Here is a 24,277-nt window from a genome sequence, read left to right as displayed (position 1 = left end):
GCCGGCCGAACGACTGCGGAAGGCAGGCACGGTGACCATCGACGAAGCCAACGGCGTATTCGACGGGGACATGGGAAAGTGGTACGCCGAGCACGCGACGGACAGCATTTACAACGCCCACTACGATCGCCCCGCGGTGCTGGATCTCATCGGGCCGTGCGAGGGGCAACGCATTCTCGATGTCGGCTGCGGCGCCGGACACTACATGACGGAACTCGGCGCCCGTGGCGCCGAGGTGACCGGTATCGAGGGGAGTGCGGAACTGCTCTCCAGCGCCCGGGACCGGCTGGGCGAGGCGGCGCGGCTCCGGCAGCACGATCTGGAGACGCCCCTCGATTTCCTCGACGACGCGTCGTTCGACGGAGCGCTGATGGCCCTGGTCCTCCACCACATCGAGGCGCGCCGCACACTCCTGGACGAGTTGCTCCGGGTGGTGAGGCCGGGCGGGTGGCTCGTCATGTCGACTTTCCACCCCACCCGGTACTGGGAGCTGTTCGGCGGATCCTATTTCACCACGGAGAAGGTCGAGGCCGACTTCCTCGACCGCTGGACGGCCCCGGTGTGGCGCATGCCGCTGGAGGTCCTGATGACCGAACTGCTGGACGCGGGCTTCATCCTGGAACAACTCCGGGAGCCCCGGCCGACGCCACGGGCGGCGGAGATCAGCGAGCGTCACTTCCGCAAGCTGTCGACGGAGCCCAAGTTCCTGGCCCTGCGACTGCGCCGCCCCTGAACCTCCGGGTGCTCGCGGCGGGGCGCGGTCCTCGCCATGGCCGGGTCACGTGCACGGTGTCCCGGCTTCGTCCGCCGTCACCTCGTGCGGCGTTCAGAGCATGACCCAGTGGTCCCGCTCGGCGTCGTGGAGCATCTCCACCTCGAAGCCCGACCACCCGTGCCGGGGGTGGTGCATGCGTTTCGGACTCCTCAACCGCTGGCCGTGGGTTCGAGTCCCACCCGCCCCACCCCCCAGCAGGCCAGGAGCGCCGCTCCTGGCCTGCCGCTTCTCCCGGAAGGTTGCCGCCAGGGCCTCGGGGCTCAGGCCTCTCGCGGGGCGGAAGCCGCGAGGTGGGCGCGCCAGCCGCCGGGAGCGGTGATCTCGTGGATTCCGGGTCCGGTGGCCGGGGGCCGACGGCAGACCATGCTGAGCGAGCCGCGGCCGTCCTCCAGTTCGATGGCGGAGAGTTCCAGCTCCGCCGGTTCCCGGGGCAGCAGCTTCTCGCGCAGGTCGCGGTAAGAGATCTCGTAGATCTCGCCGGGGACCGGCCACCCGCCTTCCCGAGTCGGCGCAAGGCCGGGGAAGCGGTCGTGGAAGGAGTAGAAGCGGTAGCGCGGCGCGGTGCGGACGGGGCCGAGGAAACGGGCACCGGTGAGGGCGTCGTTGAGCTCGCCGCCGCTCATGGCCTGCCCGTTGACGAACATGGTGACGGTGTCGTGCATGCGGGGCTCCTGTGGTCGGTGAGTCATTCCGTGAGGGTGGTGTTGCCATGGCCGCGCAGTGCGTGGACGCGTACGGCGGTGACGGCGCGTTCCGGGTCGCCGCTCGCGAGGTCGTCGAGCAGCGCCCGGTGCTGGGAGACCGGCTCGTGTCCCGGCTGCTGGACGTAGTCGTCCGTCGGGTAGAGGAAGGCCTGCCGTTGCAGGAACGACGAGGTGGTCTCGGAGAAGGCCGCCCGGTTGATCGCCATGTGCAGATCGAGGTGGGCCATGGAGAACTGGGGGCTGCCGATGCCGTGCTTCCGCAGGGCCTCCTCCAGCGGGTCCAGCAGCGTGTAGAGCGGCGCCCAGTCCACCCGCGCCGCCTTGGCGGTGAGGCCGCGGGCCGCCACTTCGTCGAAGGCCACGCGCAGCAGGTGGAGCTCGGCCCGTGCCTCGGCGTCGACGCTGACGACGACGAGCTGGCCGCGTCGGATCCGCATGACCAGCCCTTCGCTGGTGAGCCGCTGCAGCGCCTCGCGCACCGGAGTGCGGCTGACGCCCAGTTCCTCCGCGATCTGCTCCTCGACCAGGCGGATGCCTCCCGCGTACTCCCCGGTGGTGATCTGCTGCCGCAGGAAGCGGTACACCCGTTCCCGAGTGGTGGTCGTCATGAGGCCCTGGCAGTGAGCAGGGCGGCACGGCACCGGTTGGTCACCCGCTGCATGAACGTGCCCGACATCACGCTCATCCCGGCCTGGAGCGCGGCGTGCTGCAGCGCCGAGACCCGGTTGTTCAGGTCGAAGAACCTGCTGCCGGGGGTCAGCAGCCGGTGCAGGGGGAAGGCGAAGGACTGCTCTTCCGAGGCATCCGTCTCGCCCCAGGTCGTGGTGTTCACGATCAGCGTGGGCCCGGGGGTGGAGAAGGGCACCTCGGGCAGCGCCTCCGGGGCGGCGGTCAGGGCGTCGAAGTCCGCGCCCCAGGCCGACAGCGCCGCGGCGTTGCGGGCGCTGCCGAGGAGCGGGACGTCCGGCCAGGCACGGCGGGCCGCCAGGGCCACCGAGCCGGCCGAGCCTCCCGAGCCGAGCACCAGCACACCGGCTGGGGTCGCTCCGCCCATCAGGATCTCCATCGCGGCTTGCGCCGCCCAGGAGTTGGTGTTGACGCCGAGCAGTCCTCCGTCACCGTTACGGAGGATCGTGTCGACGACGCCGGTCGCGGTGGCCGAGTGCGTGAGACCCCCCAAGCGGGAGGCGACGGCCTTCTTCCACGGGCTCAGGACGAGTGCGAGCTGCCAGGCCGGGTGGGCGAGCAGCGCCGCGGGGTCCTCGAACGGGAGGTGGTGTTCGCACGTGAGGTGCTCCGCGTCGAGGGCATCCCGGAGCAGCCGGCCGTCCAGGGCGTGCCGCGCGGTGGTGCCGATGCCGGCGAGGACAACCGGGGGCCGCCCCTCCGGGCCGGGCGGCGGTTCCGCCCGCAGCCCGGCCTCGGCCAGGCAGCGGCTCACCGCCTCGCCCATGCCGTCCACCCGCGTTCTGTGTTCTGCCGTGGTCACGTGGCTCCTCACCTCTTGCCTGCCGGGGCCGGGCGCACGTGGCGGCCACGCGGTGCGCCGACGATCCCGCTCTTGTCGTACACCGATTCTCCGCGCAGGTAGGTGGCGACCACCTCACCGGTCAGCGGCCAGCCCTCGTACGGAGTGACGTTGTGCCGGGAGTGCATCGTGGCGGGGTCAACCGCCCCGGTGGCGTCGGGGTCCACGAGCACGAAGTCGGCGTCGAAGCCGGGGGCCAGCTGTCCCTTGCCGGGCATCGACCAGCGCCGGGCGGGGGTGTAGGAGCACAGCCTGACGATGTCCTCGACGGACAGGCGGCCCTGTGCGGCGGCGGTGAGCAGCAGCGGCAGCATCGTCTCGACCCCGATGAAGCCGCCGTGCGCGCACCAGACGTCGCCTTCGGCTTGTTCGGAGGGGGTGTGGGGGGCATGGTCGGTGGCGATGACGTCCACGTCGCCGCGGGCGATTCCGGCCCACAGCTCGGCGACGTTCTCGGCCGGCCGGATCGGTGGGTTGAGCTTGATGAGGTTTCCGTGGGTGTCGTAGGCGCTGTCGTCGAACAGCAGGTGGGCCACGAGGGCTTCCACGCTGACCCGGTGGCCGTCGGCGCGCAGGTCGCGCACGCGGCGCAGCCCGGCACCGGTGGACAGGTGGTGGATGTGGAGCTTGGTGCCCGCCTCGGTGGCCATGGTGACGATCCGGGTCACGGCCTCCACCTCGACGAAGGCCGGCCGGCTGACCAGGTGCGCCCGGGGATCGGTACGGCCGGAGGCCCGCAGCCGGTCGATGAACATGCGGAGCAGGTGGTCGTTCTCCGCGTGCGCGCCGACGACGAGTCCGGCCGCCGCGGCGGCCTCCAGGCCGCGGAAGATCGCCGCGTCGTCGGGGCACCGGTTGTCGCCGGTGGTCTGCCCCATGAAGAGTTTGAAGCCCATGGCGCCCAGCTCGGCCATGGCGGTCATCTCCTCGGCGTTGTCCTGGCCGAGCATGCCGTAGAGCCCGAAGTCGACATGTGCCTTCGGCGCCACCAGGCTCAGCTTGCGCCGGAACTCCTCCGCGGTCGCCACCGGGGGAACGGTGTTGGGCATGTCCACGACTGTGGTGACGCCGCCGGCCGCAGCGGCTCGGGTACCGCTGGCGAAGTCCTCCTTCTCGGTCATGCCGGGCTCGCGGAAGTGGACGTGGACGTCCACCAGGCCGGGCAGTACGAGCAGCCCGCCGGCGTCGACCACGCGGACGTCTGCGGCTGCCCGGGCCGCCAGGCCTTCGCCGACGGCGGCTATCCGGCCGTCCCGGACGGCGATGTCGTGTCGGTGGCGGCCGTCGTGCGAGACGACGGTTCCGCCCGTGAGAAGCAGGTCGTACGGTGCCGGGTGGGGCATGGAGCGTCTCCTTTGGTGGGAGCGGGTGACAGCGGGGCGTCAGGCGTTCAGGGCCAGGGCGGGGTCCTCTTCGTAGACCTCCCTGATGGGGCCGAGGTCGAACAGTTCCTCGACACCGAGGTCGAGGCCGCCCGCGCGGGCGGCGCGGACATTTGCGGCGGCGGTCTCTTCCGGGAGCGCGAGGATGTGCTGGGCGGGATCGCCGTCGAGGATCAGCTCGTTGCCGGTCCGGCAGGCGGTCAGGGTGATGCCGGGGTCGAGGCCGAGATCCCGGCCGTACTCCTCCACGGTGACCCGGGCCGCCAGCTCCGGATCGGCCAGCACGTCCTTCCAGCCGCGGATCTCGGCGCGCAGGAACGCCTTGACCTTCTCGCGGTTGCGACCGATGTTCTCCTGCGTGGTGACGTAGGTCTGGCCGACCAGGGGGAAGCCGACGCCGGCCAGCAGCATCTCCTCGATCTCGAAGCCGCGGTTGCGCAGCTCTATGGGCTGGTTGTTGGTGTAGCCGAGGTAGCCGTCGATCTCCCCCTGGGTCATGCCGATGGGGTCACCCTGCACGGGCACTGTGGTGATCCGGGACTCGTCCAGGCCGAGCGCCGCGAGGAACAGCCGCCACAGCGGTTCACTGGACGAGGAGCAGCCGATGGTCTTGCCATAGAGATCCTGCGGAGTGCGGATCGGGCGGTCGCCCATGGACATGACGCAGCTCGCGTTGCGTTGGTAGACGGCACCGATGATCTTCAGAGGGGCGCCCTCGGCGATCGCGGCACCCACCCCCGCTATCTGGGACACGCCGGCGAAGGTGCCGCTCAGGACATCGGATTCGATCGGCGGGGCGGTCGGCCCACCCGAGATGAGGTCGCTGCCGCTGAAGCCCTCCTCCTTGTAGTAGCCGTTCCGGTCTGCCAGGAAGCTTCCGGCGAACTGCGTGTTCTTCACCCAGGCCAGGCGCTGGGAGGCGATGCCGAAGCCCGCCGTGCCCGGATCCTGGGAGGGACTGCCGGGTTCCGCCGGGGCGCAGGCGGCCAGCGGGCCCGCGGCCAGGGCGAGCCAGCCCAGGGCGAGGCCACCGGTGAGGAATTGGCGCCGACCGGACGGTCCGCGGGTGGATGCGGTCATGGTGTGCTCCGTTCCGTGGGCTGAGCGGTGGGCGTCAACGCGTGGTGGTCATGCGCGAGGAGACGGCACGTTCGAGGAGCGCGAGCACTTGGTGGACCGCCACGCAGACGGCGGTCAGGACGACCACCGAGGACCAGAGGCGGGCGAACTGGAACTCGTTGGCGTCCCGCATCATCTGGCCGCCGAGGCCGGCGCCGGAGGCGAGCCATTCGGCGAGCAGCGCGCCGACGATGGACGTGGTCACGGTGATGCGCGCGGCGGTGAACCAGGTGGGGACGGCGTGCGGAAGGCCGACCTTGACGTAGGCCGTCCATACGGAGCCGCCGAACGCCCGGCACACGTCCAGATCGGCCCGCGGGGCGGACCGGAGCCCTTGCAGCATCGTCAGCAGGGCGGGCACGAAGACGACCGCGGCACCGATGAACGCTGTCCCCGCCGTGCCGCGCCCCAGGGCCAGCACGATGATCGGGGCGAGCGTCACCATGGGTATGGCGCGCAGCGTGGTCAGGGTCGGGAGGAACATCTCCTCCAGGGGACGGGAGAAGGCCAGGAGGGTGGAGACGGCGGCGGCCAGCAGCAACCCCGACGCGAAACCGAGCGCGGCGTCGGTGAGGGTGCGCCCCAGCAGTGGCCACATGGCCGCGCGGTGCTCCGCGACGGACAGGTAGTTCCACACGTCGAGCGGCGACTTGGCGACGAACGGGCTCACGTCCACCGTCTGCAGGAAGATCATCCAGCCGGCGACGATGGCGGCCAGGCTGCCGAGGAGGACGAGCGCGCCGCGCGCGGCCCGGCCGGCGAGCCGGCGGTGCCGGCTCGGAAAGGTCGGGGTGGTCATGACGCCTCCCGGGCCTGCGCGGCCCACGGGGTGGCGAGGCGTTCCACGAAGCCGACCCCGAGGAACGCGATCAGTGCCACCGTGGCGCACACGAGCGTGATGCCCCAGGTCCGCTCCACGTCGCTGGTCTGCTGAGCGACGACGAGTGCCGCGCCCAGGCCGCGTTCCTGGCCCATGAACTCACCGATCACCGTGCCCAGCAGCGCGGCGGGCACCGCGATGCGCAGGGCGGTGAGAATGCCCGGCAGCGCGGCCGGCGACTGGACCTTGCGCAGCACCAGATATCGCCCGCCGCCGTAGGCCCGCACCAGGTCCTCGCTGGTGCGGTCCGCCTGCCGGAGACCGTTGACGGTGCTGACCAGGGTGGTGAAGAAGACCGACAGCCCCGCCATGATCGCCGAGGTCCCCGGACCGCTGAACATCGCCGCCAGGATGGGCGCCACGGCGATCAGCGGGATACAGGCCGAGGCGATCCCCACGTGCAGGATGACCTTCTCCATCCAGGGGACGGCGATGACCGTCGCGGCGCAGGCGATGGCGATCAGATTGCCCCACAGGTAGCCGGCGGCCGCGGACTGGAGCGTGATGGGGATGTGCGCACCGTAGAAGGCGGCGCCGTCGGACAGCATGCCGGAGACGATCTGCGTGGGCGGCGCGATCGCCGGTCCCATGACGCCCGTCGCCCCGGCGGCCTGCCAGGCGAGGAGCACCAGTGCGGTGCCGGCCACGCGCAGCGCCGGTGCCGCGCTCACCGGGGACCGCCCGCCCCTGCGACCGCGCGGGGGGCGTCGCCCGAGTCCTGGAACAGGAGGGCGGAGAGCCGGTCCACGTAGGCGTGGAATTCCGGGGTGCGCGTCAGCCCGGCCGTCCGCGGACGGGGGAGGTCGATGCGTACCACCTCCTGAACCCGCCCCGGACGGGCCGACATCACGACCACGGTGTCGGAGAGGAACACCGCCTCGGCGATGCCGTGGGTCACCATCAGCGTCGTGGCCGGGCGCTCGGTCCATATGCGCAGCAGTTCGTGGTTGAGGTTCTGCCGGGTCATGTCGTCGAGTGCACCGAAGGGTTCGTCCAGCAGCAGGATCCGGGGCTTCACGACCAGGGCACGGGCGATCGCCACCCGCTGGCGCATGCCGCCGGAGAGCTGGCCGGGACGGGCGTCCTCGAATCCGGTGAGGCCCACCAGGTCGATCAGCTCCTGGATCAGGCCGTCGTCCTCCCGGCGGCGGGCGATCTCCAGCGGCAGCCGGATGTTGGAGCGCACGGACCGCCATGGCAGCAGGGCGCTGTCCTGGAAGGCGATGCCGAGATGGTGGTGTTTGCGCATCTCGGCAGGGGTCTCGCCGTGCACGAGTGCCTCGCCGGACGACTGCGACTCCAGCCCGGCCAGGATGCGCAGGACGGTGCTCTTCCCGCACCCCGACGGCCCCAGCAGGGAGACGAATTCTCCCTCCCGGGAGTGGATGCGGACGCCGTCCAGGGCGCGGACTTCGCGACGTCCGGCGCGGAACGTCTTCGTGAGGTTCTCGAGGTGAATCCCGGGGGCCGTTGGCGGAACCATGTCCCTCCTCGCTTTGGATCCAAGATTGGATCCAAAAGCTACGAGGCGCGTATTACGGGCGGATGACGCGGCGAGCGGTGCGTGTAACGGTTTCTGGCGTGCGGTCATGACCGGCGCGGGAGCGAGGTGAGGGGACCCGGTGGGCTCGCCCCTCACCGCCGGCTACAGCACCGCGATGTCCAGGGGGCGGTGGCCGGCCGCAAGTCGCCGGGTGGTGCCGGCGGCCAGGTCGACGACCGTGATGCCGTCCCAGTAGCCGTCGCGGGTGAAGCCGCCGGTGACGAACGCGGTGCCGCCGTCCGCCGAGAGCACGACGTTCTCGTGCGGTCCCTCCAGCGGGATCAGCCGTTCGCGTCCGTCCGGTGCGCGGACGGTGAGGCTCGGCCCGCCCGTGGCGGCACCGATGGGACCGGTGCCCACCACCAGCAGGGTGCCGTCCGGTGCCACGGTGACGCCGTGCTGGTGCGTGGCGGCGGTCATCGGCTCGACCGTCGACTCCCCGGTGTGCGGGTCGACGACGACGAGCCGTTCGCCCTCGAAGGGCAGCAGCAGATGTCCGTCACCGGGGCGCACTGCGGCGTAGTGCGGCTTGAGCCAGGAGGCGAGGCCGCCCTCGGTGCCGTAGGGCGCGACCTCGACGCGGCGCGGAGGGGAACCGTCCGCAGGTACGACTGTCACGTCGAACGAGTCGTGATTGGTGACGTACACCTGCGACCCGTCCTGCGCCACGTCGACGTCGAAGGGTCGCCGGCCGACCGGGGCGACGCGGGTGACCTGGAGCGAGGCGGTGTCGATCGTCTCCAGGGCGCCGCTGTCGCCGGGCACGTTCACTCCGACGTGAACCCGCGACCCGTCGGGGGAAAGCGCGATGCCCATGCCGCCACCCCGGTACTCCCCGGTGGCCGGCGGCCCGGTCGGTGTCCGGTACGGAACGAGGGCCAGCCGCTCCCGGTCACGGGTGTCGACCACGGCGACTCCCGCCGCGGTCGCGACCCAGGCCCGGCCGTCGCCGCCGACGGCCAGGCCGTACGGCGCGGTGCCCACACGCACGGAGTCGCTGTCTCCCGTGACGGGGTCGACGAACGACACACTGTCGCTCCCGAAATCGGTGACGAGCAGCGTGCCAGCGGCGGCCGTTTCCTCCGGTGCGGACGGGCCGGCCGCCGAGGGCGGGTCGGCGGGCATCACCGGGCGCGGTGGTTCCCCGGCACATCCGGCGAGCAGCACTCCGGCCACGGCGAGGAGCAGTGCCCGCTTCATCCGCGGGCCTCGCGCAGCAGGGCCGCCAGGGAGGCGAATCCCCGGTGTTCGGCGTGCTCCAGGGGGGTGCGCCCCTCGCTGTCGGGCAGGCCTGGGGTCGCGCCGGCGGCGAGCAGCAGGCCGACGATCTCCTCGTACGCAGAACCCCCGTCGCCGAGGATCACCGCCTCCAGCAGAGCGGTCCACCCCAGCCGGTTGACGTGGTCGACATCCATGTCCGTCTCCCGCAGTACGGCCCGTACGTACGCCGTGTGACCGCGTTCACACGCAGGGATCAGGGCGATGCCTCCGAAGCGGTTGGTCCGCTTCAGGTCGGGTCCGGCCGGCAGCAGGGTCCGCATCATCGCGACGCTGCCGGTCACCCCGGTGACCAGCCAGGCGCTGTCCCGGCAATCGTCCTGCGCGTCCGGGTCCGCCCCTGCCGCCACCAGAGCCCGTGCCACGTCGACGTGGTCGGCGAGCGCGGCGAGCAGCAGGGGCGTGCGCCGGTGATCGTCGGTGACCTCCAGCGGGGCACCGGAGCGGATCGCCGCGCTCACCGCGGCGATGTCTCCGCGGTGAGCGGCTTGGAGCAGGTCATGGCCTTCGGCGTGCACAGGACGTCCCTTCGGGTGCGGGTGGAACCGGGCTCAGCGGAGACCGAGCGCGGCGGCGCCGGCGCGCGCGAATTCCTCGTCGAGATCGCCGCTGGGCGCGCCCGCGACGCCGATGCCGGCGACGGGGCTCCCGTCGGCGGTGACGGGCACGCCACCGGGCAGGAACAGTGTCCCCGGGATGTCCCGCAGCGTGGGGGCACCCTCCAGGCGCTCCACGAGATCGGAGGTCGGGGCGTTCCAGGACACCGCCGTGTACGCCTTCCGCTCCGCGGACTCGTAGGACTGCGGCCCCGCGCCGTCGCCCCGCAGCGTCACGACGGTGTTGCCGTCGCGATCGACCACCGCGACCGTCACTCGCTGGTCCGCCTCCTCGGCGGCGTCCAGGGCGGCCTGGGCGGCGCGCGTGGCCGCACCGACGGTCAGTCGGTCGCTCTCCCTGAGGTGCCGGTCGTCGGCCCCGTCACCCTGAAGGGTCGCGGGTGAGGCGGCGTCGGCCGGGGCATCGGTGTGGGCGGCCACAACGCCCATGGTTCCGGCGGCCAGGGCCACCACGGTGGCGGTGACGGTCAGCGCACGCTTCATGTCGGGGTCTCTCCTCGTCCTGCGCGGCGGCGGCCCGCTGCCGTCCGCCCGCCGTCGATCCTCCGGCCCTTCCCACCCCCGCCGGGTCGTCCGATCGGATGACCCGGCGGTGCGCGGCACACGGCACCATGGAAGTGTTTGCGCAGTTCGGGCGAGTGGGGCGGAGGAACCGGTGACGCACGAGGAGGCCGCCGCGGAAGCGGACACCCGCCGACTCGCGGCCGTCATGCACACGGCCTTCGCGCTCCTGCTGAGCGCTTCGCTGGTCCGGTTCCTGCTGCGCCACCCCGGCGAGCCGCGCACGCCGTGGATCATCGCGCTTTCGCTCGCACTGGCCATTCTGTACGTGCTCGGCTCGCTCCGCGGCCTGCCCGCGGGCAGCCGGCTGGCCCGGCTGGCCGCCGTGGTGGCGGTCTGGGCCGTGCTCGTCGTCCTGGCGCCGAGCTTCGCCTGGTGCGCGGTGCCGCTGCTGTACACAGGGTTGCGCGTACTGCCGCCGCGTCCCGCGCTCGCCCTGGTCGGCCTGCTGACCGCGCTCGTCGTCGCCGCGCAGCTCCGGCTCGCCGACCGGCTCGACCCCACCGTGCTGCTGGCACCGCCGGCGATCGCCGCCGTCGCCACCGCCGTCTTCGAGCAGATGCGGCGACAGGCCGTCCGGCAGCGCGAGCTCATCGACACGCTGCTCCGCACCCGCCGCGACCTGGCCGCGACCATGCGCAGGGAGGGAATCCTCACCGAACGCCAGCGCCTCGCCATGGAGATCCACGACACCCTGGCCCAGTCCCTGTCCAGCCAGCGGATGCTGCTCCAGGCGGCCGACCGCCTCTGGGACACCGACCGGGCCCAGGCACGCACCCACCTCCGCACCGCCGGGACGGTCGCCGACCACGGCCTCACCGAGGCTCGGCGCTTCGTCCACGACCTCGCCCCCGCCGACCTGGCGCGGGCCGACGGCCTGCCCGAGGCGCTCGGCGCCCTCGCCGCCCGCACGAGCGGGCCGGAGCTGAGCGTCCACTGCCACATCGAGGGCGCCCGCGACCTCCCGGAAGACGCGCAGTCCGCGCTGCTGCGCATCGCCCAGGGCGCTCTCGCCAACGTCCGCGAGCACGCCGGCGCCACCACCGCCGTGCTCACCCTCACCTTCCTGGAGGACCGTGTGCTGCTCGACGTGGCTGACGACGGCCGCGGCTTCGACCCCGCCCTCGCCCGGCCCGGCGAGGGGCCGGCACCGCGCGGCCACGGTCTTCCCGCGATGCGGGCCCGGGCCGGGCGGCTCGGCGGCGCCCTCACCATCGAGTCCGCGCCGGACCGGGGCACGGTCGTGTCCGTCGCCGTCCCCCTGGAGGGGACGCGGTGAGCGACGGGCCCCCGGCTGCCGTGTCAGGGACGAGCGTGCGCGTTCTGGTGTGTGACGACCACGCGGTGGTACGCGCTGGGCTGCTCGCCCTACTGGGCAGCGCGCCCGGGCTGGAGGTCGTGGGTGAGGCGGCCGGCGGCGAGGAAGCCGTCGCGGTGGCCGCCCGGCTGGGGCCGGACGTCGTGCTGATGGACCTTCAGCTCGGTGGCGGGATCGACGGCACCGAGGCCACCCGCCGCATCACGGCCGTCCCCGGCCACGGCCGCGTCCTGGTGCTGACCACCTACGACACCGACGCCGACCTGGCACGTGCCATCGAGGCCGGGGCCACGGGCTACCTGCTGAAGGCCGAACGTCCGGAGGAACTGTTCGCCGCCATCCACGCGGCGGCCACCGGGGGCACCGTCCTGTCCCGTCCCGGTCCCGGCCGCGCCGCGGGCCGGGGCCGGGCCGCGCGTCCGCCGCTCACCGCCCGTGAACGCGACATCCTCGCCCAGCTCTCCCAGGGCCTGGGCAACCGGGACATCGCCCGCGCCCTCTTCATCAGCGAGTCCACGGTCAAGACCCACCTGGGCCGCATCTACGACAAGCTCGGCGTCGACACGCGCGCCGGCGCCGTGGCGGTGGCCAAGGAACAGCGGATCCTCCCCTGACCGCCGCGGCTCTGTGGCGCGGTACGGTCCGGCGGTCGCCGGCCCGTGTGCCGTTCGCTCCCGGTGTTCCGCCCGTGGTCCGAGGTACCGGAAGGACCGCGCAGGTCGCCCGCCCATCGGTCCGGCGCGGGCCTCGTCACCCGTCGGCCATGGGGTCGAGTCCCACCCGCCCCGCATCAGAGGCCGCACTGTCGACCGGTACGCGGACGTTCCCGGTACGCGCAGTTCAGCCGTTCGCTCCTGATCTCCGTTCCCCGGGTCACAAACCCCTTTCGCCGTGCACGGCGCTCGGCCACCCTGTGTTTCGTGCCGTGCAGACGCAGCGCGGAGGCTCTCCCGCAGAGGTCTGCGTACAGGTCCGACGGCGACACAGGCCGCGAAGTGCCACCTCGGTGGGCACACAACGCTCCGGTCGGTCCAACGCCCCCTCCAGGCTCCCGCTTTGGGGCAAGAGCCCATCGGAGCTCTTCGTGCGCGAGGAATCGGCGGCAACACCCGGAACGATCCAGGTCACCCCAGGAAGGTCAGGCGGACCTGGCGGTGGAGGTTGTCCTTGTTGGTGTCCACCAGGCAGACCGACTGCCAGGTGCCCAGTTGGAGGCGGCCCGCCACGACCGGGAGGGTGGCGTGCGGCGGGACCAGGGCGGGCAGCACATGGTCGCGGCCGTGCCCGCGCGAGCCGTGCCGGTGGCGCCAGCGGTCGTCGGCCGGGAGCAGGTCGCTGAGGGCGGCGAGCAGGTCCTCGTCGCTGCCCGCGCCGGTTTCCAGGATGGCGACGCCGGCGGTGGCGTGCGGGACGAAGATGTTGAGGAGTCCGTCCGAGCCCGGTGCGACATCGGCGAGGAATTTGTGGCAGCGGTGGGTCAGGTCGATCACCGCCTCGGCGGATCCGGTGGTCAGCTGGAGCACGCTCGTGTGGAAGTAGTCGCTCATGATCCACACGCTAGAGCCTGCGCGCCCGGCGCGGGACAGGCGGGTGAAGCGCTCGGAGTACCGGGGGCGTACGCCGGGCGCGGACGCGGGGTCTCAGTGACGGGGCGCCAGGGTGGAGTCCCGGACGATGAGTTCGGGCTCCAGAACGATGCTCTGGTGCCGGTGCCGGTCGGCCTCGTCGCCGGTCTCCTCCAGCAGGAGTTCCGCGGCCTGGCGGCCCATCCGGACGGCGGGCTGGCGTACCGAGGTGAGCGGCACGGCGGCGGCCGCGGCGAACTCGATGTCGTCGTAGCCGACCAGGGCGATGTCCTCGGGCACCCGCACGCCCTCGGCGAACAGGGCCTGGAGCACGCCCAGGGCCAGCAGGTCGTTGGCGCAGAAGACGGCCGAGGGCCGGGGGTCCATGCCCAGCAGCCGGGCGCCGGCGTCGCGGCCCTCGGGGACATCGAGGCGGTCGGCCTCCAGCACGTGCAGCGCCGACGCGTCGAGGCCGGCGTCGGTCAGCGCGGCCAGGGCGCCGTCGCGGCGGTCCCGGCACTGCTGGAGCGACATCGGCCCACTCACGTAGGCAATCGACGTGTGCCCCTGGTCGAGCAGGTGCTGGGCCGCCAGCCGGCCGCCCAGGACGTCGTCGACGGAGACCGAGCAGCCCTCGGCGCTGGGCAGCACGCGGTCCACCAGAACGAAGGGAATGCGGTGCCGGCGGAACTCGGTGAGGTTGCGGCCGGTCAGATCGGCCGGGGTGACGAGGACGCCGCGCACCCGCTGTTCGGCGAAGAGAGAGAGGTAGTCGGCCTCCTCGGTGACGCTCTGGGCGCTGTTGCACAGCATCACGCCCAGCGACGCGCCGCGTGCCACGCGCTCGGCGCCGGAGGCGACGTCCACGAAGAACGGGTTCGCCATGTCCAGCACGAGCAGCGAGATGATGCGGCTGCGGCCGGCCCGCAACTGGCGGGCGGACTCGCTGCGGACGTAGCCCAGCTCGCTGATCGCGCCGAGCACCCGCTCGCGGGTCTCCTCGGCGACCATGTGGGGGCGGTTGATCACGTTCGAGACGGTGCCGACCGACACCCCCGCGTGCCGGGCGACCTCTTTGATGCCCACCGTCTGTGCCATCCGACCTGCCCCGTTCTTCGCTCCGCCGCTCCCTGCCGCCGGGCCATGGTATGTGCTCAGGGGAGGTGGAATACCTCGGTGAGCGGGCGCATCGCCTCGTCGGGCCGGGCGCCGTCCAGCGCTTCGAAGTACTCCCCCATGGCCGCCTGCCAGCGGGCGTTGACCTCGGTGGCCGCCATGGCGCGCTGGGCCGCCGCGAAGTCGTCCGTCTCCAGGTATCCGACCAGCAGCCCGTCCTCGCGCAGGAACAGGGAGTAGTTGTGCCAGCCGGACTCGGACAGCGCCTGCTTCATCTCGGGCCACACGTCGGCGTGCCGTTCGCGGTACTCCTCGGTGCGGTCCGCGCGCACCTTCAGCAGAAAGCACACTCGTGGCATGGACCCGGCCCTCCTGAAAGGTTTCATATTGGTCCTCGGCAAGCTAGTCATCCGCTCCGCCGGCGTCAAGATCGTGGCCTGCCGTTCCCTTGACAGCGATCGAGGCGCCTCATAGCGTCTCTATGAAACGATTCACAGCTGCCCGGGAGCCCTGATCGCATGACCGCTCCATCCGCCGTCAAGGCGGCCCTGACCACGCAGTCCATCGAGACCCCGTCGTGGGCTTACGGAAACTCCGGCACCCGCTTCAAGGTGTTCGCGCAGCAGGGAGTGCCGCGCACCCCGCGGGAGAAGCTGGACGACGCCGCCCAGGTGCACCGGTTCACCGGTGTGGCGCCCACCGTGGCACTGCACATCCCCTGGGACACGGTCGACGACTACGCCGGCCTCGCCGCGTACGCGGGCGATCTCGGGCTGCGGCTCGGCGCCATCAACTCCAACGTCTTCCAGGACGACGACTACAAGCTCGGCAGTGTCACCCACCCCGACGCCGCCGTGCGCCGCAAAGCCCTGGACCACCTCCTGGCCTGTGTCGACATCATGGACGCCACCGGCTCGCGGGATCTGAAGCTGTGGTTCTCCGACGGCACCAACTACCCGGGGCAGGACGACATCCGGCTGCGCCAGGACCGGCTCGCCGAGGCGCTGGCCGCGGTGTACGAGCGGCTCGGGGACGACCAGCGGATGCTGCTGGAGTACAAGTTCTTCGAGCCCGCCTTCTACACCACCGATGTGCCGGACTGGGGCACCGCGTACGCGCACTGCCTGAAGCTGGGCCCCAAGGCGCAGGTGGTGGTGGACACCGGGCACCACGCCCCGGGCACCAACATCGAGTTCATCGTCGCGCTGCTGCTGCGCGAGGGGAAGCTGGGCGGCTTCGACTTCAACTCCCGCTTCTACGCCGACGACGACCTGATGGTGGGGGCGGCCGACCCCTTCCAGCTCTTCCGGATCATGTACGAGGTGGTGCGGGGCGGCGGCTTCACCAGCGACGTGGCCTTCATGCTCGACCAGTGCCACAACATCGAGGCGAAGATCCCCGCGATCATCCGCTCGGTGATGAACGTCCAGGAGGCGACGGCCAAGGCGCTGCTGGTGGACGCGGCGGCCCTCGCGGCGGCGCAGACCTCCGGTGATGTGCTGGCCGCCAACGCCGTGCTGATGGACGCCTACAACACCGACGTGCGGCCGCTGCTGGCCGAACTGCGTGAGGAACAGGGACTCGACCCGGACCCGATGGGGGCCTACGCCCGTTCGGGCTGGGCCGAGCGCATCGTCGCCGACCGCCAGGGCGGTCAGCAGGCCGGATGGGGGGCCTGATCAGCATGACGCACTCGGACATCGTGGCGCAGTTGCTGGAGCGTTCGCACCGGCTGGGCGCCGATCCGCGCAACACGAACTACGCGGGTGGCAACACCTCCGCCAAGGGCACCGCGAGTGACCCAGTCACCGGCGGCGACGTGGAACTGATGTGGGTCAAGGGCTCGGGCGGTGATCTGGGCACCCTGGCCGAGGGCGGTCTGGCGGCGCTGCGCCTGGACCGGCTGCGGGCTCTGAAGGACGTGTATCCCGGTGTGGACCGGGAGGACGAGATGGTGGCGGCCTTCGACTACTGCCTGCACGGCCGGGGCGGGGCGGCCCCCTCCATCGACACCGCCATGCACGGTCTGGTGGAGGCGGCGCACGTCGACCACCTGCACCCCGACTCGGGGATCGCGCTGGCGTGTGCGGCCGACGGTGAGGCGCTGACCAAGGAGTGCTTCGGCGACAAGGTGGTGTGGGTGCCGTGGCGGCGGCCCGGTTTCCAGCTGGGTCTGGACATCGCGGCGGTACGGCGGGCGCACCCCGAGGCGATCGGCTGCGTCCTGGGCGGGCACGGGATCACCGCCTGGGGCGCCACCAGCGAGGAGTGCGAGCGCAACTCGCTGCACATCATCAGGACCGCCGAGGCATTCTTGGCCGAGCGCGGCGCGGCGGAGCCGTTCGGGGCCGAGCTGCCCGGGTACGGGGCGCTGCCGCGGGACGAGCGCCGGGCCAGGGCTGCCGCGCTGGCGCCGGTGATCCGCGGGCTCGCCTCCACCGACAGGCCGCAGGTGGGTCACTTCACGGACTCCGAGCCGGTACTGGACTTCCTTGCCCGTGCCGAGCACCCGCGGCTGGCGGCGCTGGGCACCTCCTGTCCCGATCACTTCCTGCGCACCAAGGTCGCGCCGCTGGTGCTCGACCTGCCGGCGGACGCCCCGCTGGAGCAGGCGGTGGAGCGGCTGAAGGAGCTGCACGCGGCGTACCGGGAGGAGTACCGGGCGTACTACGAGCGGCACGCCGAGCCGGGTTCGCCCGCGATGCGGGGCGCGGATCCGGCCGTCGTGCTGGTGCCGGGGGTGGGGATGTTCTCCTTCGGCAAGGACAAGCAGACCGCGCGGGTGGCGGGCGAGTTCTATGTGAACGCGATCGCCGTGATGCGCGGGGCCGAGGCGGTCTCCCGCTACTCCCCCATCGAGGAGTCGGAGAAGTTCCGCATCGAGTACTGGGAGCTGGAGGAGGCCAAGCTGCGGCGGATGCCGCCGCCGGCTCCGCTGGCGACCCGCGTCGCGCTGGTGACCGGTGGTGGCAGCGGCATCGGCCGGGCGACGGCGCTGCGGCTGGCGGCCGAGGGCGCGTGCGTGGTGGTCGCCGACCGGGACGAGGCGGCGGCGCGTGCGGTGGCGCTGGAGCTGGGCGGCGCGGACCGGGCTGTCGCGGTGGCCGTCGATGTGACGTCCGAGGAGCAGATCGCGGCGGCCTTCGAGGCTGCGGCGCTGGCGTTCGGCGGGGTGGACCTGGTGGTCAACAACGCGGGGATCTCCATCTCCAAGCCGCTGCTGGAGACCACGGCGGCCGACTGGGACCTGCAGCACGACATCATGGCGCGCGGCTCGTTCCTGGCCTCCCGGGAGGCGGCGCGGATCATGATCGCGCAGGGCATGGGCGGTGACATCGTCTACATCTCGTCGAAGAACGGGGTGTTCGCGGGGCCGAACAACATCGCCTACGGTGCGACCAAGGCCGACCAGGCGCACCAGGTGCGGCTGCTGGCCGCCGAACTGGGCGAGCACGGCATCCGGGTCAACGGCGTCAACCCCGACGGTGTGGTGCGCGGTTCCGGCATCTTCGCCGGTGGCTGGGGCGCCAAGCGGGCCGCCGTGTACGGCGTGGACGAGGAGAACCTGGGCGCGTTCTACGCCCAGCGGACCCTGCTCAAGCGGGAGGTGCTGCCGGAGCACGTGGCGGCGGCGGTCTTCGCGCTCACGGGCGGGGACCTCACCCACACCACCGGTCTGCACATCCCGGTCGACGCCGGGGTGGCCGCGGCGTTCCTGCGCTGAGTCCCGACAACCCCCGAGGAGAGTTGTGTCCGCCTCTTCCCCCACCGGCGCCGCGCGGGATTTCGCCGCGGTGGATCTCGGTGCCTCCAGCGGCCGGGTGATGCTCGCGCGGGCCGGCGGCGGTGAGCTGTCGCTGCGCGAGGCCCACCGGTTCGCGAACCGTCCCGTACGGGTCCTGGGCACCTTGCACTGGGACGTCCTGGCGCTGTGGGACGGGGTGCTGACCGGGCTGCGGGCGGCCGGCCGGGAGGCCGGCGGCCCGCTGGCCGGGGTCGGCATCGACTCCTGGGCGGTCGACTACGGGCTGCTGGACGCCTCGGGCGCGCTGCTGGGCAATCCGGTGCACTACCGGGACGGCCGGACCGACGGGGTGGCGGCCCAGGTGGCCGGTGTGCTCCCGCCGCGTGAGCTGTACGCGGCCACCGGGCTGCAGGAACTGCCGTTCAACACCGTGTACCAGCTGGTGGCGGCGCGGGGTTCGGCGCAGCTGGCGGCGGCGCACCGGCTGCTGCTGATACCGGATCTGATGGCCTACTGGCTGACGGGCCGGGCCGGCACCGAGCTGACCAACGCCTCCACCACGCAGCTGATCGATCCCCGGACCCGGACCTGGTCGCCGGTGGTGGCCGAGGCGCTGGGCATCGATCAGGGGCTCTTCCCACCGCTGCGGCTGCCCGGTGATCAGGCCGGGGAGCTGACGCCGGAGGTGCTGGCGGAGACGGGTCTGGCGGGCCCGGTGCCGGTGTGGGCGGTGGCCTCGCACGACACGGCCTCGGCGGTGGTCGGGGTGCCTGCGGACGGGGAACGGTTCGCGTACATCGCCACCGGTACCTGGTCGCTGGCCGGCCTGGAACTGGACGCGCCGGTGCTGTCGCAGGAGAGCCGGCGGGCGAACTTCACCAATGAGCTGGGCGTGGACGGCACGGTGCGCTATCTGCGCAACATCATGGGGTTGTGGCTGCTCCAGGAGTGTCTGCGGGAGTGGGAGCGCACGGGCACGCCGTACGAGCTGGAGCCGCTGCTGCGCGACGCCGCCCGGGCCGAGCCGCTGCGTTCGGTGGTGGACGCGGGTGATCCGGAGTTCATCGCGCCCGGGGACATGCCGGGGCGGATCGCGCGGGCCTGTGCGCGTACGGGTCAGCCCGAGCCGAGGGACGCGGCCGAAACCGTACGCTGTGTGCTGGATTCGCTGGCGCTGGCCCACCGGGTGACGGTGCGTGAGGCGCAGCGGCTGTCGGGGCGGAGTGTGGACACGGTGCATGTGGTGGGCGGCGGGGCCAGGAACGAGTTGCTGTGCCAGTTGACGGCGGACGCCTGCGGGTTGCCGGTGGTGGCGGGTCCCGCGGAGGCGGCGGCGCTGGGCAATGTGCTGGTGCAGGCCAGGGCGGCGGGGGTGCTCGGTGGTGGACTCGCCGAGTTGCGGGGCTTGCTGCGTGCCACCGCGCCGCTGCGGCACCATGAGCCCATGGGTGACGCGGGCGCGTGGGACCGGGCGGCGGCCCGGATCTCCGGCGGCCGGGAGGTGGGGCGGTGATGCGGGTCGCGCTGTTCGTCACCTGTGTGAACGACACCCTGTATCCGCAGACGGGGCGGGCGGTGGTCACCCTGCTGGAGCGGCTGGGGGTGAGCGTGGACTTCCCCTCCGAGCAGAGCTGCTGCGGGCAGCCGCAGTTCAACACGGGCTACCGGTACGAGAGCGAGCCGCTGGTGCGCCGCTACGCCAAGGCGTTCGAGGGGTACGACTACATCGTGGCGCCCTCGGGTTCGTGTGCGGCGATGGTGCGGGACAACTATCCGCGCATCGGCCGCAAGGCGGCGGCGGAGGGGCGGGGCGGGGAGCTGGCCGAGCTGGCGGCCTCGGTGGTGCCCAGGACGCTGGAGCTGACGGAGTTCCTGGTGGATGTGCTGGGGGTGACGGATGTGGGGGCGTACTACCCGCACCGGGTGACGTACCACCCCACCTGTCATGGGCTGCGGATGCTGGGGCTGGGTGAGCGGCCGCGCCGGCTGCTGTCGGCGGTGCGGGGGCTGGAGCTGGTGGAGCTGCCCGGGGCGCAGGAGTGCTGTGGTTTCGGCGGCACGTTCGCGGTGAAGAACGCGGCGGTGTCGGCGGCGATGGGCGCGGACAAGGCCCGCAACATCGAGACGACGGGTGCTTCGGCGGTGTGCACCGTGGACAACTCGTGCCAGATGCACATCGGGGGCACGCTGTCCCGGCTGGGTTCGCGGGTGCGGCCGGTGCACATCGCGGAGATTCTGGCGAACACCGAGGAGGTGCCGTTCCGGTGAGCGGTGGTACGGGGACGTATCTGGGCATGCCGCCGTTCCCCCGGGCGGCGAAGGACGCGGTGGGCGACACGACGCTGCGGGGGAATCTGCGGCACGCCACGCACACCATCCGCGACAAGCGGGCGGCGGCGGTCGCCGAGTTGCCGGACTGGGAGCGGCTGCGCGCGGCCGGGGCGGCGATCAAGGACCGCACGCTGCGCCATCTGGACCACTACCTGGAGCAGTTGGAGGCGTCGGTCACGGCGGCCGGCGGGATCGTGCACTGGGCGGCGGACGCGGCGGAGGCCAACCGGATCGTCACCGATCTGGTGCGGGCGACCGGGGAGCGGGAGGTCATCAAGGTCAAGTCGATGGCCACCCAGGAGATCGGTCTCAACGAGGCGCTGGAGGCGGCCGGCATCCGCGCCAACGAGACGGACCTGGCCGAGCTGATCGTGCAGTTGGGCGACGATCTGCCCTCGCACATCCTGGTGCCGGCCATCCACCGCAACCGGGGCGAGATCCGGGACATCTTCACGGAGAAGATGGCGCGCTGGGGGCGGGCGGCGCCCGAAGGGCTCACGGATTCCCCGGCGGAGCTGGCGGAGGCGGCGCGGCTGCATCTGCGGGAGAAGTTCCTGCGCGCCAAGGTCGGTATCTCCGGGGCGAACTTCATGGTCGCCGAGACCGGCACGCTGGTGGTGGTGGAGTCCGAGGGAAACGGCCGGATGTGCCTGACGCTGCCGGAGACGCTGATCTCGGTGGTGGGGATCGAGAAGGTGATTCCGTCCTGGCAGGACCTGGAGGTGTTCCTGCAGACGTTGCCGCGCTCCTCGACGGCGGAGCGGATGAATCCGTACACCTCGATGTGGACGGGGACGACGGACGGGGATGGGCCGCGGGTCTTCCATCTGGTGCTGCTGGACAACGGCCGCACCGACACGCTGGCCGACGAGGTGGGCCGGCAGGCGCTGCGCTGCATCCGCTGTTCGGCCTGTCTGAATGTGTGCCCGGTGTACGAGCGGGCCGGGGGGCACGCGTACGGGTCGCCGTACCCGGGGCCGATCGGGGCGATTCTCACGCCGCAGCTGCGCGGGACGGCCAGTGAGCTGGACGCGTCGCTGCCGTACGCCTCTTCGCTGTGCGGGGCCTGCTACGAGGTGTGCCCGGTGGCCATCGACATCCCGGAGGTGCTGGTGCATCTGCGGGAACGGGTGGTGCAGGGCGGGCCGGTGACGGTGCGGGGCACCCGGACCCGGATCCGTCCGGCGAAGGGGCACGCGGCGGAGCGGGCGGCGCTGCGGGCGGCGACCTGGGCGCTGGACCGGCCGGGGGCGCTGCGGGCCGGTCAGCGGCTGGCGGGACGGGCGCGGCGGCTGGTGCCGCGGCGGCTGCCGGGGCCGGGACGGGCGTGGACGGCGAGCCGGGATGTGCCGGCGGTGCCGGCCGAGCCGTTCCGTGACTGGTGGCAGCGGCGGACGCGAGAGGCGGGCGGGGAATGAGCGCGCGGGAGATGGTTCTGGCGCGGGTGCGGCGGGCGCTGGCGGACGTGCCGCGCGAGGAGACGCCGGATCAGGTGCCGGTGGTGCGGGACTATCTGGCCAGCCACTCCCCGGCCGACCCGGTGGGCATGCTGGCGGAGCATCTGGCGGACTACCGGGCGCTGGTGCACCACACGGACGAGGCAGGGCTGCCGGCGCTGATCGGCGGGCTGCTGACGGCGCGCGGCGCGCGGTCGGTGGTGGTACCGCAGGGGCTGCCGGCCGCGTGGACGGCGGTGGACGGGGTGCGGCAGGTGCCGGACACCGCGGAGCTGACCGCCGCCGAACTGGACGCGGTGGACAGTGTGGTGACGGGCTGCGCGGTAGCGATCGCGGAGACCGGGACGATCGTGCTGGACGGTGGGCCCGCCCAGGGGCGGCGCCGGATCACCCTGGTGCCGGACCATCACGTGGTGGTGGTGCGGGCGCCGGAGCAGGTAGTGGATTCGGTCGGGCAGGCGCTGCCGCGGCTGGTACCGGGCCGGCCACTCACGTGGATATCGGGCCCTTCGGCCACCAGTGACATCGAACTCGACCGGGTCGAGGGCGTACACGGGCCGCGCACGCTCGAGGTGGTGCTGGTCCGGGGGTGACGTTTGCGGGGGGTATCACACACACGCGAGAAAGAGGTACCCCATGCGGCTGACGGAAGCCTATGAGCGGGCCCTGGCGGGGTTCGACCGCCGGGTGCGGATGGTCGGCGCCGGGCAGTGGGACGCGCCCACGCCGTGCGCGCAGTGGTCGGTGCGGGATCTGGTCAACCATGTGACCGGGGAGCAGTTGTGGGCGCCGCATCTGCTGCGCGGGGAGACGCTGACCGAGGTGGGCGACCGCTACGACGGGGACGTGCTGGGCGATGACCCGGTGGCGGTCTGGGAGCGGGCGGCGCGCGAGGCCCGGACGGCGTTCACCGGGCCTGGGGCGCTGGATGCCCCGGTGCACACCAGTGGCGGGCTGACCCCGGCGGAGGACTACGCGCGGCAGATGACGCTGGATCTGACGGTGCACGCCTGGGACCTGGCGCGCGGCACGGACACCGATGACCGGCTGGACGAGGAGGTGGCCGAGATGGTGTTCACGTATGTGGAGCCGCAGATCGGCGGCTGGCAGGGGTTCGGGATCTTCGACCCGCCGGTGGATGTGGCGCCGGACGCCCCGGTGCAGGAGCGGCTGGTGGCGCTGCTGGGACGTGACCCGGCCTGATCGGCGGGTGGGAGGGCTCGCGACGACAGCCGGGCTGCGGGTGATCGAGCTGATCGAGCCGGACCGGGCGTCCGGAGGGTGCCCCGCCCCCTTCGTCGTGGGGCGGGGCACCGGGTGCGGTGGTTCAGCCGGCCAGCAGGGTGTCGATCCGGGCCAGTTCGTCCTCGGTGAGCGGACCGGCCTCCAGGGCGGCGAGGTTCTGGTCGAGCTGGGCGACGCTGCTGGCGCCGATCAGCACCGAGACCACCCGGGGGTCGCGCAGGACCCACGAGAGCGCCAGCTGGGCCAGGGTCTGGCCGCGTCCTTCGGCGACCTCGTTGAGGGACCGCAGCAGGGTGAGCCGCTCGGCCGGGAGGGCGTCACGCTTGAGGAAGTGCCCCACGGCCATCCGGGAGTCCTGCGGCACCTCGCCGGACAGGTAGCGGTCGGTGAGCAGACCCTGGGCGAGCGGGGAGAAGGCGATGAGGCTGGTTCCGGTCTCACCGATGGCGTCCAGGACGCCGTCCTCCAGGGCCCGGTGCAGCATGTTGTACGGGGACTGGTGGATGAGCAGCGGGGTGCCGAGTTCGCGCAGGATCTGCACGGCGCGGCGGTGCTGCTCGGCGGGGTAGTTGGAGATGCCGGCGTACAGGGCCTTGCCGGAGCGGACCGCGTGGTCGAGGGCGCCGAGGGTCTCCTCGAGCGGGGTGTCGGGGTCGTAGCGGTGGGAGTAGAAGACGTCGACGTAGTCCAGGCCCATGCGGGTGAGGGACTGGTCGAGGCTGGCGATCATGGACTTGCGCGAGCCCCATTCGCCGTACGGGCCGGGCCACATGTGGTAGCCGGCCTTGGAGGCGATGAACAGTTCGTCGCGGTAGGGGCGGAAGTCCTGGGCGAACAGGGTGCCGAAGTTGATCTCGGCCGAACCGGGGGGCGGGCCGTAGTTGTTGGCGAGGTCGAAGTGGGTGATGCCGCGGTCGAAGGCGCGGCGCAGCACGGCCCGCTGGGTCTCCAGCGGGCTGGTGTCACCGAAGTTGTGCCACAGCCCCAGGGACACGGCGGGCAGCAGCACGCCGCTGTGGCCGGAGCGGCGGTACTGCATGGTGTCGTAGCGGTCGGCGGCTGCGGCGTAGGGCACCGGGTCTCCTCGCGAGGTTCAACGTTTTCTTTCATCCT

Annotated in this window: 25 protein-coding genes; 10 read left to right on the top strand and 15 right to left on the bottom strand. The window is 72.3% G+C overall.

Annotated features, from left to right (window positions below):
* Positions 1 to 31: 31 nt before the first annotated feature.
* Positions 32 to 733 (top strand): class I SAM-dependent methyltransferase, encoded by a 702-nt coding sequence (locus tag H7827_RS28405; RefSeq protein WP_432747867.1) that lies wholly within the window; start codon positions 32 to 34, stop codon positions 731 to 733.
* A gap of 302 nt (positions 734 to 1,035) precedes the next feature.
* Here the strand turns inward: H7827_RS28405 and H7827_RS28400 are convergent, their stop codons facing one another.
* From H7827_RS28400 to H7827_RS28350, 11 genes are all read right to left on the bottom strand, one after another.
* Entirely contained in the window at positions 1,036 to 1,437 is a 402-nt protein-coding gene (locus H7827_RS28400) for an allophanate hydrolase-related protein (RefSeq protein WP_432747865.1), read from the bottom strand.
* 23 nt (positions 1,438 to 1,460) lie between these two features.
* Positions 1,461 to 2,087 (bottom strand): GntR family transcriptional regulator, encoded by a 627-nt coding sequence (locus H7827_RS28395; RefSeq protein WP_432747864.1) that lies wholly within the window; start codon positions 2,085 to 2,087, stop codon positions 1,461 to 1,463.
* On the bottom strand, positions 2,084 to 2,968 hold the full coding sequence (locus H7827_RS28390; protein WP_432747863.1) for a hypothetical protein: 885 nt from the start codon (positions 2,966 to 2,968) through the stop codon (positions 2,084 to 2,086). The genes H7827_RS28395 and H7827_RS28390 overlap by 4 nt, the downstream gene beginning before the upstream one ends.
* Positions 2,969 to 2,976: 8 nt before the next feature.
* Entirely contained in the window at positions 2,977 to 4,350 is a 1,374-nt protein-coding gene (gene allB, locus H7827_RS28385; RefSeq protein ID WP_432747861.1) for an allantoinase AllB, read from the bottom strand.
* Between the two features lie 39 nt (positions 4,351 to 4,389).
* Positions 4,390 to 5,469 (bottom strand): ABC transporter substrate-binding protein, encoded by a 1,080-nt coding sequence (locus H7827_RS28380; protein ID WP_432747860.1) that lies wholly within the window; start codon positions 5,467 to 5,469, stop codon positions 4,390 to 4,392.
* Between the two features lie 34 nt (positions 5,470 to 5,503).
* Positions 5,504 to 6,307, bottom strand: coding sequence for an ABC transporter permease (locus tag H7827_RS28375; RefSeq protein ID WP_432747859.1), 804 nt, complete (start codon positions 6,305 to 6,307; stop codon positions 5,504 to 5,506).
* A complete protein-coding gene (locus tag H7827_RS28370; RefSeq protein ID WP_432747858.1) occupies positions 6,304 to 7,059 on the bottom strand; it encodes an ABC transporter permease in 756 nt (251 codons plus the stop codon). The genes H7827_RS28375 and H7827_RS28370 overlap by 4 nt, the downstream gene beginning before the upstream one ends.
* Complete coding sequence (locus H7827_RS28365; protein WP_432747857.1) at positions 7,056 to 7,871, bottom strand: ABC transporter ATP-binding protein; 816 nt, start codon at positions 7,869 to 7,871, stop codon at positions 7,056 to 7,058. The genes H7827_RS28370 and H7827_RS28365 overlap by 4 nt, the downstream gene beginning before the upstream one ends.
* A 162-nt stretch (positions 7,872 to 8,033) precedes the next feature.
* Entirely contained in the window at positions 8,034 to 9,131 is a 1,098-nt protein-coding gene (locus H7827_RS28360) for a hypothetical protein (RefSeq protein ID WP_432747856.1), read from the bottom strand.
* Complete coding sequence (locus tag H7827_RS28355) at positions 9,128 to 9,727, bottom strand: ankyrin repeat domain-containing protein (protein ID WP_432747855.1); 600 nt, start codon at positions 9,725 to 9,727, stop codon at positions 9,128 to 9,130. Before H7827_RS28355 ends, H7827_RS28360 begins: the two co-directional genes overlap by 4 nt.
* Positions 9,728 to 9,760: 33 nt before the next feature.
* Entirely contained in the window at positions 9,761 to 10,309 is a 549-nt protein-coding gene (locus H7827_RS28350; RefSeq protein WP_432747854.1) for a GlcG/HbpS family heme-binding protein, read from the bottom strand.
* A 226-nt stretch (positions 10,310 to 10,535) separates the two neighbouring features.
* On the opposite strand from H7827_RS28350, the gene H7827_RS28345 reads away from it, so the two are divergent.
* On the top strand, positions 10,536 to 11,666 hold the full coding sequence (locus H7827_RS28345) for a sensor histidine kinase (RefSeq protein WP_432748077.1): 1,131 nt from the start codon (positions 10,536 to 10,538) through the stop codon (positions 11,664 to 11,666).
* Entirely contained in the window at positions 11,663 to 12,319 is a 657-nt protein-coding gene (locus tag H7827_RS28340; RefSeq protein ID WP_432747853.1) for a response regulator, read from the top strand. Before H7827_RS28345 ends, H7827_RS28340 begins: the two co-directional genes overlap by 4 nt.
* A gap of 510 nt (positions 12,320 to 12,829) precedes the next feature.
* Here the strand turns inward: H7827_RS28340 and H7827_RS28335 are convergent.
* The 3 genes from H7827_RS28335 to H7827_RS28325 all read right to left on the bottom strand — a co-directional run bounded on the left by H7827_RS28335 (position 12,830) and on the right by H7827_RS28325 (position 14,745).
* Positions 12,830 to 13,252 carry a secondary thiamine-phosphate synthase enzyme YjbQ gene (locus H7827_RS28335; protein ID WP_432747852.1) on the bottom strand — a complete coding sequence of 141 codons (423 nt, stop codon included), beginning with the start codon at positions 13,250 to 13,252 and terminating at the stop codon, positions 12,830 to 12,832.
* A 93-nt stretch (positions 13,253 to 13,345) separates the two neighbouring features.
* On the bottom strand, positions 13,346 to 14,368 hold the full coding sequence (locus H7827_RS28330; RefSeq protein ID WP_386539676.1) for a LacI family DNA-binding transcriptional regulator: 1,023 nt from the start codon (positions 14,366 to 14,368) through the stop codon (positions 13,346 to 13,348).
* 56 nt (positions 14,369 to 14,424) lie between these two features.
* Positions 14,425 to 14,745, bottom strand: a complete 321-nt coding sequence (locus H7827_RS28325) for an L-rhamnose mutarotase (RefSeq protein ID WP_030738589.1) — start codon at positions 14,743 to 14,745, stop codon at positions 14,425 to 14,427.
* Positions 14,746 to 14,904: 159 nt separating this feature from the next.
* On the opposite strand from H7827_RS28325, the gene rhaI reads away from it, so the two are divergent.
* The 7 genes from rhaI to H7827_RS28290 are packed head-to-tail and all read left to right on the top strand — an operon-like array spanning position 14,905 to position 23,122.
* On the top strand, positions 14,905 to 16,065 hold the full coding sequence (gene rhaI, locus H7827_RS28320; protein WP_386539678.1) for an L-rhamnose isomerase: 1,161 nt from the start codon (positions 14,905 to 14,907) through the stop codon (positions 16,063 to 16,065).
* 5 nt (positions 16,066 to 16,070) lie between these two features.
* A complete protein-coding gene (locus tag H7827_RS28315) occupies positions 16,071 to 18,110 on the top strand; it encodes a bifunctional aldolase/short-chain dehydrogenase (RefSeq protein WP_432747851.1) in 2,040 nt (679 codons plus the stop codon).
* A gap of 25 nt (positions 18,111 to 18,135) precedes the next feature.
* On the top strand, positions 18,136 to 19,644 hold the full coding sequence (locus H7827_RS28310) for a rhamnulokinase (protein WP_432747850.1): 1,509 nt from the start codon (positions 18,136 to 18,138) through the stop codon (positions 19,642 to 19,644).
* Complete coding sequence (locus H7827_RS28305) at positions 19,644 to 20,399, top strand: (Fe-S)-binding protein (protein ID WP_030738577.1); 756 nt, start codon at positions 19,644 to 19,646, stop codon at positions 20,397 to 20,399. The genes H7827_RS28310 and H7827_RS28305 overlap by 1 nt, the downstream gene beginning before the upstream one ends.
* A gap of 26 nt (positions 20,400 to 20,425) precedes the next feature.
* Complete coding sequence (locus H7827_RS28300) at positions 20,426 to 21,880, top strand: lactate utilization protein B (protein WP_432748076.1); 1,455 nt, start codon at positions 20,426 to 20,428, stop codon at positions 21,878 to 21,880.
* Entirely contained in the window at positions 21,877 to 22,512 is a 636-nt protein-coding gene (locus tag H7827_RS28295; protein ID WP_046722612.1) for a LutC/YkgG family protein, read from the top strand. Before H7827_RS28300 ends, H7827_RS28295 begins: the two co-directional genes overlap by 4 nt.
* Before the next feature lie 43 nt (positions 22,513 to 22,555).
* Positions 22,556 to 23,122 carry a TIGR03086 family metal-binding protein gene (locus H7827_RS28290; protein WP_432747848.1) on the top strand — a complete coding sequence of 189 codons (567 nt, stop codon included), beginning with the start codon at positions 22,556 to 22,558 and terminating at the stop codon, positions 23,120 to 23,122.
* A gap of 124 nt (positions 23,123 to 23,246) precedes the next feature.
* Here H7827_RS28290 and H7827_RS28285 read toward each other — a convergent pair whose 3' ends face one another.
* Complete coding sequence (locus tag H7827_RS28285; RefSeq protein ID WP_030738566.1) at positions 23,247 to 24,239, bottom strand: aldo/keto reductase; 993 nt, start codon at positions 24,237 to 24,239, stop codon at positions 23,247 to 23,249.
* Positions 24,240 to 24,277 lie beyond the last annotated feature (38 nt).

The organism is Streptomyces sp. JH002 (genome assembly GCF_050916115.1).
GTDB lineage: Bacteria > Actinomycetota > Actinomycetes > Streptomycetales > Streptomycetaceae > Streptomyces > Streptomyces xiamenensis.
The sequence above is the reverse complement of the archived record's forward strand: the minus strand, read 5'-3'. Positions and strand labels throughout refer to the sequence as shown.